The 12,384-nt window shown below is 67.6% G+C and carries 8 protein-coding genes; 6 read left to right on the forward strand and 2 right to left on the reverse strand.

Translation table 11 applies throughout. From position 1 onward, the window contains the following. A partial coding sequence (locus QK444_RS21605; protein WP_349239536.1) for an MFS transporter occupies positions 1-708 on the forward strand: 708 nt, incomplete at its 5' end. Between the two features lie 45 nt (positions 709-753). Here QK444_RS21605 and QK444_RS21610 read toward each other — a convergent pair. Together QK444_RS21610 and secA are read right to left on the reverse strand one after the other, a co-directional pair. Then, positions 754-2,163, reverse strand: a complete 1,410-nt coding sequence (locus QK444_RS21610; RefSeq protein ID WP_282783065.1) for a hypothetical protein — start codon at positions 2,161-2,163, stop codon at positions 754-756. A 335-nt stretch (positions 2,164-2,498) separates the two neighbouring features. Further along, on the reverse strand, positions 2,499-5,327 hold the full coding sequence (gene secA / locus QK444_RS21615) for a preprotein translocase subunit SecA (RefSeq protein ID WP_282783066.1): 2,829 nt from the start codon (positions 5,325-5,327) through the stop codon (positions 2,499-2,501). Between the two features lie 442 nt (positions 5,328-5,769). On the opposite strand from secA, the gene QK444_RS21620 reads away from it, so the two are divergent. From QK444_RS21620 to QK444_RS21640, 5 genes are all read left to right on the forward strand, one after another. Continuing rightward, a complete protein-coding gene (locus tag QK444_RS21620) occupies positions 5,770-7,191 on the forward strand; it encodes a wax ester/triacylglycerol synthase family O-acyltransferase (protein WP_282783068.1) in 1,422 nt (473 codons plus the stop codon). A gap of 58 nt (positions 7,192-7,249) precedes the next feature. Next, positions 7,250-7,906 (forward strand): hypothetical protein, encoded by a 657-nt coding sequence (locus QK444_RS21625; RefSeq protein ID WP_282783076.1) that lies wholly within the window; start codon positions 7,250-7,252, stop codon positions 7,904-7,906. 269 nt (positions 7,907-8,175) lie between these two features. Next, positions 8,176-9,309, forward strand: coding sequence for a ferredoxin reductase (locus QK444_RS21630; protein WP_282783070.1), 1,134 nt, complete (start codon positions 8,176-8,178; stop codon positions 9,307-9,309). A 206-nt stretch (positions 9,310-9,515) separates the two neighbouring features. After that, the gene (locus tag QK444_RS21635; RefSeq protein ID WP_282783072.1) at positions 9,516-10,937 is read left to right on the forward strand and encodes a fatty acid desaturase; all 1,422 of its coding nucleotides are present in this window, start codon (positions 9,516-9,518) and stop codon (positions 10,935-10,937) included. 95 nt (positions 10,938-11,032) lie between these two features. After that, positions 11,033-12,286: a fatty acid desaturase gene (locus tag QK444_RS21640; RefSeq protein WP_282783074.1), complete on the forward strand. Its 1,254-nt coding sequence runs from the start codon at positions 11,033-11,035 to the stop codon at positions 12,284-12,286. Positions 12,287-12,384 lie beyond the last annotated feature (98 nt).

Below are 12,384 nucleotides of genomic sequence, written 5' to 3' on the forward strand. Positions count from 1 at the left end.
GGGACGTTCATCGGCGCGGTGGCGGGGTGGCGGGCGGCCTTCGCGGTGGTCGCGGCCTTGGCGCTGCTGGTCGGTGCGGCCATGCTGGTCTGCCTGCCGAATCTGCGCGCCGAACAGGCGGTTTCGCTGCGCACCGCACTGGGTCGCGCGCGAATTCCGCGAGTGCGTACCGGATTGGTCGTGATCGCCTTCCTGGTGACCGGACATTTCGCGGCCTACACCTATATCCGTCCGGTGCTGGAGAGCCGGGCGCACGCGGGCGCGAGCCTGGTGTCGACGCTGCTGCTGGTCTACGGGATCACCGGCGTACTGGGCAATTTCGCCGCGGGCGCGCTGGCGGCCAGGTCCCCGCGCCGTACTCTGATGGTCATCGCCGCGACACTCGGAGCCACCGTGCTGTCGCTGCCGGTGGTGGGTGCGGCGTTGCCCGCCGCGGTGCTGCTGGTGGCCGTCTGGGGACTGGCGTACGGCGGCGTCTCGGTGAGCGCCCAGCTGTGGTTGGCGGCCGCGGATCCCACGGCGCGGGAGAGCGTATCGGCCTTGTTCGTCGCGGTGTTCAATGCGGCCATCGCGGCGGGCGCGCTGCTCGGCGGGCTGGTGACGGATCGTCTCGGCGTGGCGTCGGCCATGCTTGCGGGCGGTTTGTTCGGATTCGCCGCACTGCTCGCGGCGGCAACGGGCCACGCCCCGGCGAGTCCTCGACCCTGAAGGCGACCGCGATGTTGCGAGCCGCGACGGCATACCGGTTGGGGATCATGTCGATTCCGTCCTTCGGCGCGGTCTGAGACCGACGAGCACGAGCACGAAGAACCCCACCGCCACCCAGGCGAACCAGTCGCCGAAGCGCGCGTAGACGGTGCGCTCGGCGGTCAGCGGAATGTCGGCGAGAACGGATGCCGTCGTGGTGATATCCGTTCTCGCCGAAGCCAACACGCGTCCGCGAGAATCGCTCGCGACGAGTTCACCCAGTTGCGCGGCGCGCGCGACCCCCATACCCGACTCGACGCCGCGGATAACCGCCATGCGGCTGTGCAGCCAGTGATCGTCGGTGAAATCCAGGGCCGGAACCAGCAACAGCGTGGCTCCGAGGCGACGGTTCTCCCGGACCAGTCGGGGTCGGTCCAGATCGAAACACACCGCCAGCGCCCAGGGTTCACCGGGAACGAGCCGGAAGTCGTCGCCCGCCGCCAATTCGTCCTCGAGCCCCGGAACGAGGTGGTGCTTGGCGTAGACCACACCGGACGGAAAGTCGATGGCGGCGTTGACGCTCCGGCCCGCGCGAGTGAGGATCAGACCCGCGATGATGTGGATCTCGCGGCGCACTGCCACCTCGGTCAGTGGATCGGACAGCCGCGACAGGGTGGATTCGTCGGCGCGCCATGCCTTCTCGGGCAGCACCACCGCACGGGCACCTCGATCAGCGAGCGACTCGACCTCCGCGATCACCCGGGCCACCATATCCTGGCCCTCCGGAGAGTCGATCGGAACGTAAGCGGGCGGTTGGGATACGGCCACCAATCCCACCCGCACGGTTTCGCCCCCGGGGTCGGCAGCGAGCCGCCACGCGCCGAAACCGGCAACGGCGACCGCTAGCACACCACTCACCGCGGTGAGCCGAATACGCTGCGGCCGACCCACATTCGCCACTACCGCCAGCGCCGAAGGCGCGAGCAGGATGAGAAAGGTCAGTCCCCAGACGCCGGTCACCGCCGCCGTCTGCACCACCGGCGGCACCTCGGCCTGGGTGTAGGCGATACTCCACCACGCGCCGAACGGGCCGAGCAGCGACAACACGAATTCCAGCGCCACCCACCCGGCGGGGACCACGATGACCGCCGACCAGGCGCGACCGCGCCGCAGGCACACCGACATCAAGGCGACCAGCGCACCGAACCACAGCGCCGAACCGCCGAGCAGAGCGGCCGTCACCGGCACCGGTTGCGCCACCGTCCCGGTCAGATACGGCCACAGCCACAGCGCGCCACCCAGCCACGCGCACGCACCCGATAGGAAGGCGAACGGCGCGGAAAGGCTCGGCGCGACCAGCAATACCGGCAGCGGCGCCAGAAACGCCACCCCCGGCACCGGATGCAGTCCGGTGCCGACCTGCCACAGCACCGTCGACAGCAGGGCCGCGACCCCGGCGATCGCCACTTTTCTCACGCGGTGACCCCTCTCCCCCGGCACGAGAACGCCGAGCGGTCACCATCTTCCGCGACACCCCTGCGGGACCGCCTCACACTCCGGTACGGGTGCGAACTCGTCCTCGAGTATCAGGCCGAGGCGATCGGCTCGTGGGTAGTAGGAGCGGGCGCAGAGTGCGAGCACCCCGGAACACGACCAGGTCCGGAATCAGCGACAGCATCCCGACACAGCGACACTGCCCTCGACACAGCGACACTGCCCCCGACACAGCGACAGCGCCCCGAAACAGCGACAGCGCCCCGAAACAGCGATGGCGCCCGAGCCGGAACTCGGACGCCATCATCGTGCGGATATCAGCGGCGGCGCTTGGACTTCGGGGCCTTGTCGTGCTTGCTCGCGGACCGGGCGGCCTCGCGGCGTTCCCGACGGGTGCCGGTGGCGGTCGGCGCGCCACCGTATTCCTCGGCATCGCTGTGGACGGCGGCGCGGCCGCCCTCGTCCGGGCCGGAGTAGCTCAGTGCGCGAGAACCGGCGGAGTCGTCGATTCCCTTGGCGCGCAGGGCCGCCGGTGCGCCGTTGGCGGCCGGCTGCTCGACCGGCTGCGGGCGGGAGCCGACCGGCGATTGGAGGCCCGCGGCCACGTTCACACCGGCGGGCTGCGGCGCCTGCACCTCGACCTGGAGGTTGAACAGGAAGCCGACCGACTCCTCCTTCAGACCGTCGAGCATGGCGGTGAACATGTCGAAGCCCTCGCGCTGGTACTCGACCAGCGGATCGCGCTGGGCCATGGCGCGCAGACCGATGCCCTCCTTGAGGTAGTCCATCTCGTAGAGGTGTTCGCGCCACTTGCGGTCCAGCACGCTCAGCAGCACCTGGCGTTCCAGATTGCGCATGCTGCCCTCGCCCGCGAGGCCGTCGATCTCGGCTTCGCGCTTCTCGTAGGCGGTGTGCGCGTCGTCGAGGATGGCATCCAGCAGTTCGTCGCGGTCGAGGTCGCCGACCTCGCCGTCCTCGGATTCGCCGGTCAGGTCGCGGTAGTCGATGCTGATGGGGTACAGCGTCTTCAACGCGGTCCAGAGCTTGTCCAGATCCCAGTCCTCGACATAGCCCTCGGCGGTGGCCGCGTTCACGTAGTCGGTGATGACGTCGGTGATCATCTCCTGCACCTGGCCCTCCATATCCTCACCCTCGAGGATGCGGGCCCGCTCGGCGTAGATCACCGTGCGCTGCTGGTTCATGACCTCGTCGTACTTGAGGACGTTCTTGCGGATCTCGAAGTTCTGCTGCTCGACCTGGGTCTGCGCCGACTTGATGGCCCGCGAGACCATCTTGGCCTCGATCGGCACGTCGTCGGGCAGGTTGAGCCGGGTCATGATCGACTCCAGCGCCGCGCCGTTGAAGCGCCGCATGAGCTCGTCGCCCAGCGACAGGTAGAAGCGGGACTCACCCGGGTCGCCCTGACGGCCGGAGCGGCCGCGCAGCTGGTTGTCGATACGCCGCGACTCGTGGCGCTCGGTGCCGAGCACGTACAGCCCGCCGGCCTCGCGCACCGCCTCGGCATCCGCCTCGGTCTGCTGCTTGACCCGTTCGAGCGTGCCGTGCCAGGCGGCCTCGTACTCGTCCGGCGTCTCCACCGGGTCCAGGCCCTGCTTGCGCAGCAGGATGTCGGCGATGATGTCCGGGTTGCCGCCGAGCACGATATCGGTACCGCGACCGGCCATATTGGTGGCGACGGTGACCGCACCCGGCCGACCGGCCTCGGCGATGATGGTGGCTTCCTGCTCGTGGAACTTGGCATTGAGCACGTTGTGCGGAATGCCGCGCTTGGTCAGCAGCTTGGACAGGTACTCCGAGCGCTCCACCGAGGTGGTGCCGACCAGTACCGGCTGACCGGCCTCGTGCTTCTCGGCGATGTCGTCGGCGACCGCGGCGTACTTGGACTCCTCGGTCTTGTAGATGAGGTCGGCCTGATCCTTGCGGACCATCGGCTTGTTGGTGGGGATGGGCACCACGCCGAGGTTGTAGATCTGGTGCAGCTCGGCCGCCTCGGTCTCGGCGGTACCGGTCATGCCGGAGAGCTTGTCGTAGAGGCGGAAGTAGTTCTGCAGCGTGATCGTCGCGAGGGTCTGGTTCTCGGGCTGGATCTCCACGCCCTCCTTGGCCTCGATGGCCTGGTGCATGCCCTCGTTGTAGCGGCGGCCCACCAGGATGCGGCCGGTGAACTCGTCGACGATGATCACTTCGCCGTTGCGGACGATGTAGTCCTTGTCCTTGGTGTACAGCTCCTTGGCCTTGATGGCGTTGTTCAGGTAGCTGACCAGCGGCGAGTTGGCCGCCTCGTACAGGTTGTCGATGCCGAGCTGGTCCTCGACGAATTCGACGCCCGCCTCGTGCACGCCGATGGTGCGCTTCTTGATGTCGACCTCGTAGTGCAGGTCCTTCTTGAGCAGCGGGGCGATGCGGGCGAACTCCGCGTACCACTTCGAGGAGGCGTCGGCCGGACCCGAGATGATGAGTGGGGTGCGCGCCTCGTCGATGAGGATGGAGTCGACCTCGTCGACCACGGCGAAGTTGTGCCCGCGCTGGACCAGATCGTCCAGCGAGTGGGTCATGTTGTCGCGCAGGTAGTCGAAGCCGAACTCGTTGTTGGTGCCGTAGGTGATGTCCGCGGCGTAGGCCGCGCGGCGCTCGGCCGGGGTCATGCCCGACAGGATCACGCCGACCTCGAGGCCGAGGAAGCGGTGCACGCGGCCCATCCATTCGGCGTCGCGCCGGGCCAGGTAGTCGTTGACCGTGACCACGTGCACGCCGCCGCCGCTGAGCGCGTTGAGGTAGGCGGGCAGCACACAGGTGAGGGTCTTGCCCTCACCGGTCTTCATCTCGGCGATATTGCCGATGTGCAGGGCCGCGCCACCCATGATCTGCACCTTGTAGTGCTTCTGGTTGAGCACGCGCCAGGACGCCTCGCGGGCCACGGCGAACGCCTCCAACAGCAGTTCGTCGAGGGTTTCCCCGTCGGCGTAGCGCTGTTTGAACTCGTCGGTCTTGGCGCGCAGCTCGGCGTCGCTGAGGGCCTCGAACTCCTCGTCGAGGGCGATGACCTCGTCCGCCAGATGCGACAGCCGCTTGACCGTGCGACCCTCACCAATCCGTAGCAACCTCGAAAGTGTCAGCGCAGGCACGGGCTCAGTCAGTCCTCTGGTAGGTGTGTCGGTCTTGATTCCCCGGAGGGTTTCGGGCCGCGCGGATGCACGGCCAAACCCCATGGTAATGCTGTCCCGATCGTATGCGCTGAAGTGCGCGAGCGGGTGACCGGGCGGCGGTCCGGGCGCCCGCCGGAGTTCGCCGGAGGCCGATTTCCCGAGCTCAGCTACCCCTCAGCGAATCGCTTTGGCGCAGAACCTGTTTCACCGGCCTTGGCGTAGGATGGTGAGCGTCCGTCGCGTGGGTGCCCGGTTTCGCGCACTCGAGAGGGGTTTCGGCGACGGCGCAGGGGCCGGGCATCGACGCCCGATATTCCCCAGTGATCCGGATCGCTTGCGCACAGAACCGGCACGCATACCGCCGACCGGAGCGGCAGGATGAGTGCGGGTCGGCAGGGAAAAGCAGGGAGTAGCGGGCAGCGTGATCACCAGACTGACGCCGCAGGACGCGTCGTTCTACCGGCTCGAATCGAGTAGCAACCCGATGCACATCGGCTCACTCGCGATTCTGCGAAATCCCGGCTCCACCGGGAACTCCGGTAAGCGGCCGCTGGATTACGACCGGCTCGTCGAACTGGTGGAGGCCCGCCTGCCGCTGGTGCCCCGCTACCGGCGCAAGGTCCGCGAGATCCCGTTCGCGCTGGGCCGTCCGGTCTGGGTGGACGACGCCGGGTTCGACATCACCTACCACATCCGCCGCTCGGCGCTGCCGGAACCCGGGACCGACGCGCAGTTGCACGACCTGGTCGCCCGGCTGGCCTCGCATCCACTCGACCACACCCGGCCGCTGTGGGAGATGTACCTGGTCGAGGGGCTGGCCGGGGGCCGCTGCGCGGTGTTCACCAAAACGCATTCGGCGCTGGTGGACGGTGACGCCGCCCTGGAGATCGGGCATGTGATCCTGGACTCCTCCGCCGCGCCCCGCGAACTCGCCGACGACGCTTGGACCCCGCATCGCGAACCCGCCGACCTGGAACTGCTGATCGGCGCGATCCTGCACCTGGCGACCCAGCCGCGGGAGGCGTTCGAGGTCATCCGCCACCAGGGCGCGGAGGCGTTCGCCTTCGTCGACGCCACCGGCAAGGCGGTGAAGAAGATGGTGTCCATGGTGCGCGCCGCGGCGGTCGGATTCGCCGACAGCCCGCTCAATACCCGCACCTCGCGCAATCGGCGGTTCGAGGTGGCGCGCACAGATCTGGAGGACTACCGCAAGATCCGCCGCAGATTCGACTGCTCCATCAACGACGTGATCCTCTCGGTGGTCACCGGCGCGCTGCGCAACTGGCTGCTCTCGCGCGGCGAGGTGCTCACCGAATCCTCGGCGCTGCGGGCCGTGGTGCCGATGAGCGTGTACTCCGAGGGACCCGACGGACAGCTGAAACCGGCCGGTCGGGTGACCTCGTTGCTGGTGGATCTGCCGGTCGGCGAACCGAATCCGGTCATCCGGCTCTCGCACCTCAAGCACGCCACCGAGGTGCACACCAAGCATCAGCACGGCGTGCGCGCGCGGACCCTGGTGCACATGGCCGGATTCGCCCCGGCGAGCCTGCATGCCATGAGCGTGCGGGCAGCGAGTACGTTCGCAGAACACACGTTCAATCTGGTGATCACCAACGCGCCGGGTCCGCAGCGGCCGATGTACATCGGCGGCGCGCGGATGCTGGAGATGTATCCGGTATCGCCACTGCTGCGCTATCAGGCGCTGAGCATCGGGATCACGTCCTACGACGGGCGCGTGTTCTTCGGGCTCAATGCCGATCGCGACGCGATGGCCGATATCGCGGTGCTGACCGCGTCGGTGCACGAGTCGATGGAGGAGATGCTCGGTGCCTGCGTCCAGTGAGTCGTCCCACCGCGCCGTATCCGGGAAGCTACGGGTCTACGTGCCCGTCACCGTGGCCATGCTGCGGGAGCTGGTGACCGAGCGGGAGCTGCGGGCGGTGAACGACACCGCCTTCGCGGTCACCCCCGCCCTGCGCGAGGCGTACGCCTCCGGCGACGACGAGGAGCTGGCGGAGGTCGCCATGGGCGAGGCCGCACGGGCCTCGCTGCGGCTGCTCGCCGACGACCGGGCCGCGGACGAACTGCACGGCGCCGGGGATGCCGGTGACGCGGTCGGCGGGTCCGGCGGCACGGACGATGCCGGTGATGTCGCGAACCGGACGGACGACGCCGGCGGCGCGGCGGACACCGACGGCAGCGATGACGCCGACGCTGTGCTGGATCCGGCGACCGCCGACGGCCCCGCCCCGGCCGACGTCTCACACCGCCCCGTCTACCGCCGTGCCGTCGTCGCCGCCGATGTGGAGGGCGCGACCCTGCGCCCGGACCTCGATGACGCGGTGGTGCGGCTGAGCGGCCCCATCACCTGGAACCGCGTCGCCTCCGTGCATCTGGACCTGGTGGAGGCCGAACCCGCCGTGGCCAAGGCGGTGGATGTCATCGACGCCGCCGATATGGGCGATCCGGACGCCGAATTCGTGCTCGGCGACGCCGAGGACCACCAACTGGCCTGGTACGCCACCCAGGAACTGCCGTTCCTGCTGGATTTGCTGTAGCCGGAATTCTCCGGGGGCGATGGGGATCGGGGGCTCAGCCCCGTACCCCCCGGCGAAGTGGCCGCGCCCGGGCCATGCTCCCTCTTCCCTCGGCGACGACGGCACCGTAACCTACGATGCCGTAACCTTGGCGGCGGAGGCGTGCGGATGCGCGCCCATTGCGCCGCGGCGGTGGCAACGAGGTCGGCCGCGGGAGAAGCACAGCGCGCGAGCAGCGCACACGATGACGAGGAAGAGCGTCCGCGATCATGGGTTTGAAAGTTGGGGGTATGCGAGGGCTGCGGGAGTGGCTGGAGGCTCCGGTCGCCGAACACGGTCCGGCGGGGCGCACCCGGATGGAGGCGCTGCGCGGGGCCGCGGCCCGCATCACCACGCCGCTGCTGCCGGACGACTACCTGCACCTGGTGAATCCGCTGTGGTCGGCGCGGGAGCTGCGCGGGCGCATCGTGGAGGTGCGCAAGGAGACCGCCGATTCGGCCACGCTGGTGATCAAGCCGGGCTGGGGTTTCGACTTCAAGTTCGAGCCGGGCCAGTACATCGGCATCGGCGTCCTGGTGAACGGCCGCTGGCACTGGCGCTCGTACTCGCTGACCTGTCCCCCGGATTGGACCGATCCGGGCCATCGGTCCAAGCGGCTCATCTCCATCGCGGTCAAGGCCATGCCGGAGGGTTTCCTCTCCAGCCACCTGGTGTCGGGCGTTCCGGTCGGCAGCGTGGTGCGGCTGGCCGCGCCGCAGGGCGGCTTCGTGCTGCCCGAGCCGCCGCCCGCCAAGGTGCTTTTCCTCACGGCGGGCTCGGGCATCACTCCGGTCATGGCCATGCTGCGCACCATGGACCGTCGCGGGGTGGTGCCGGATGTGGTGCACGTGCACTCCGCCCGCACCCCCGACGATGTGATGTTCGGCGAGGAACTGCGCGAATTGCACGAGCGGCACCCGAGTTTCACCGCCGACCTGCATTTCACCGGTGAGCACGGCAAGCTCGACCTGGCCGAACTGGACCGGCGCGTCCCGGACTGGCGCGAACGCGACACCTGGGCCTGCGGCCCGGCCGCCATGCTGGACGCCGCCGAAAAGCATTGGGCCGCCGCCGGTATCCCGGAGCGCCTGCATGTGGAGCGCTTCGAGATCGAACGCTCGGCGGTCGGCGAGGGCGGTACCGTCACCTTCGCCAAGACCGGCCGCAGCGTGGAGATCGACGGGGCGACCAGTCTGCTCCAGGCCGGTGAGGGCGCGGGCGTGCGCATGCCGTTCGGCTGCCGGATGGGCATCTGCCAGACCTGCGTGGTGACCATCACCGATGGTCACGTGCGAGATCTGCGCAACGGCAACGAACATCGCGCCGGTGACAAGGTGCAGACCTGCATCTCCGCCGCCGCGGGCGACTGCACCCTGGATGTGTGACGGCGGTCCGACCGAGCACCGGACACCCGAGAACAGCTACCCTCGAAGCAGATATCTCCCTAACTCACCGACTTCCCCCTGGTTCGCGGACCGTCTCGATTCTGGACCGTCCGGAGCGGGGCGCGAAGCGGAGGAGCGGAGGGAGGGAAGAACCGAGACCTCCTGGGCCGTGAACCCGCCGGAGCGAAGCGGAGGCAGAAAACACAGTGGCCATCACCGACATCAAGGCTTTCGCCCATCTGACGGAAGCCGATATCGAGACCCTGGGCCAGGAGCTCGACGCCATTCGTCGTGAGGTCGAGCTCTCGCTCGGCGAGCGCGACGCCAAGTACATCCGCCGGACGATCGCGGCCCAGCGGGCGCTGGAGGCCGCCGGGCGCGCCACGCTGTTCTTCTCCAAGAAGCGTTGGGCCTGGATCACCGGCACCGCCCTGCTCTCGGTCGCCAAGATCATCGAGAACATGGAACTCGGGCACAACATCAGCCACGGGCAGTGGGATTGGATGAACGACCCGGAGATCCACTCCACCACCTGGGAGTGGGATATGACGGCGACGTCGGCGCAGTGGAAGGCCGCGCACAACTACTCCCACCACACCTACACCAATATCGTGGATATGGACCACGACGTGGGCTTCGGCATTCTGCGCATGACCCGCGACGAGGAATGGCGGCCGCGCAATCTCGCCCAGCCGGTGGGGAATCTGGTGCTGGCGGCGTTGTTCGAGTGGGGTATCGCCCTGCACGATCTGTCGATTGTCAAGGAGCATCTGGGGACCGATCCCAAGCAGGTGCTGTCGGAGCCGAACAAGGAGTTCTTCAAGAAGGCGGGCCGTCAGGTCGCCAAGGACTTCGTCATCTTCCCGGCGCTCACCGGTCCGGCATGGAAGCAGACGCTGAAGGCGAATGCCACCGCGAATCTGGTGCGCAATCTCTGGGCATACGCGGTGATCTTCTGCGGCCATTTCCCGGACGGGGCCGAGAAGTTCACTCAGGAGCAGTTCGAGAACGAGACGCAGGGCGAGTGGTACCTGCGGCAGATGCTGGGCAGCGCCAATTTCGAGGCGGGTCCGGTGATGGCGTTCATGAGCGGCAATCTGAGCTTCCAGATCGAGCATCACCTGTTCCCGGACATTCCGAGCAATCGGTACCACCAGGTGTCGATGAAGGTGCGCGAACTGTGCGACAAGTACGACCTGCCCTACACCACCGGTTCGCTGGGTAAGCAGTATCTGCTGGCCTTCCGGACGATTCACAAACTCGCGCTGCCGGACCGATTCCTCAAGCGCACCGCCGACGACGCACCGGAGACCTCGTCCGAGCGCAAGTTCGCGGGCATCACGCTGCCATCACTGCCATCGATGCCGTCGATGCCGAGTGATGAGTGGCTGGTCGAGCATCACTGGCCCGTCGACCCGGTCACCGGTAAGCGCCAGGGCCTGCGGTCGGCCATGGCCGAGGCCAAGATCGCGCTGAAGGAGAAGGCGCGACACGAGAAGGAAGTGCTGCGCGAAGCCAAGGCGGCGCTGAAGGAGAAGGCGCACCAGGAGAAGGAAGCACTGCGGGAGAAGGCGCGCAACAGTGAGCGCGGCCGGTCACTGTCGCGTTTGCTGCGGCGGAGCAAATAACACACCGAGATCTCGAAAGCAATGCGTTCTTCGACACGGTAGGGATTCATTCGTAGGCAACCTACGGGACCGTAACCTACGGTAGTGTAACCACCATGGCGATCTCGGATGTCAAGGAATACGCACATCTCACCCCCGAGGATGTCGAAGCCATCGGCGCGGAACTGGACGCGATTCGCCGCGAGATCGAATCGTCTCGTGGCGAACGCGACGCCAAGTACATCCGCAATGTGATCCGGTTGCAGCGCGGCCTCGAAATCAGCGGCCGCGCGGTGCTGTTCGCGAGCCTCTTCCCGCCCGCCTGGTTCGCGGGTGTGGCCCTGCTGTCCACGGCCAAGATCATCGAGAATATGGAGATCGGCCACAATGTGATGCACGGCCAGTGGGATTGGATGAACGATCCGGAAATCCACTCCACCAGCTGGGAATGGGACAATGTCGGCCCGGCCGAGCACTGGAAGATCACCCACAACTTCCTGCACCACAAGTACACCAATGTGCTGGGCATGGACGACGACATCGGCTACGGACTGCTGCGCGTCACCCGCGATCAGCGCTGGTCGCCGTTCTACCTGGGGCAGCCGGTGTACAACCTGTTGTTGCAGATGTTCTTCGAATACGGCGTGGCGATCCAGCATCTGGAACTGGGCAAGGTCGCGAAGAAGAAGTGGGAGCCGGGCAGCCCCGAGCGCATCCAGTTCGAGCAGGACCGCAAACTCGTGCTGAAGAAGATCGCCAAGCAGGCGGGCAAGGACTACCTGCTGTTCCCGCTGCTCACCGGTCCGGCGTTCTTCGGCACCCTCACCGCGAACTTCACCGCCAATGTGATCCGCAATGTGTGGACCAACGCCGTGATCTTCTGCGGGCACTTCCCGGACGGCGCGGAGAAATTCACCCGCCGCGACGTGGAGACCGAGAACCAGGCCGAGTGGTACCTGCGGCAGATGCTGGGCAGCGCCAATATCTCCGGCGGACGGCTCATGCACTTCATGACCGGCAACCTCTCGCACCAGATCGAGCACCACCTCTTCCCGGACCTGCCCTCCAACCGACTGGCGTCCATCGCCGTGCGGGTGCGAGCCATGTGCGACAAGTACGACCTGCCCTACACCACCGGTTCGCTGCCGGTGCAGTACGCCAAGTCGTGGCGCACCATCATGAAGCTCTCGCTGCCCAACAAGTACCTGCGCCACACCACCGACGACGCCCCGGAGACCAAGTCGGAGAAGGCATTCGGCGGCACGCCGACGGTCGACCCGGCGACCGGCCGCCGCCGCGGGCTGCGCACCGCCCTCACCGAGGGCCGCCGCCGCATCACCCGCCGCAGGGAACCGGCCCCGGTCGGCTGAGTAGTACGAGCGCGCCGCGTTCGCCAAGTCGCTCGGCAGCGTTCCGGATCGGATTCCGACGCCCCCTGCCTGATCTCGGCAGGGGGCGTTCGCGGTGG

This window comes from Nocardia sp. CC201C (genome assembly GCF_030010695.1).
GTDB classification, from domain to species: domain Bacteria; phylum Actinomycetota; class Actinomycetes; order Mycobacteriales; family Mycobacteriaceae; genus Nocardia; species Nocardia otitidiscaviarum.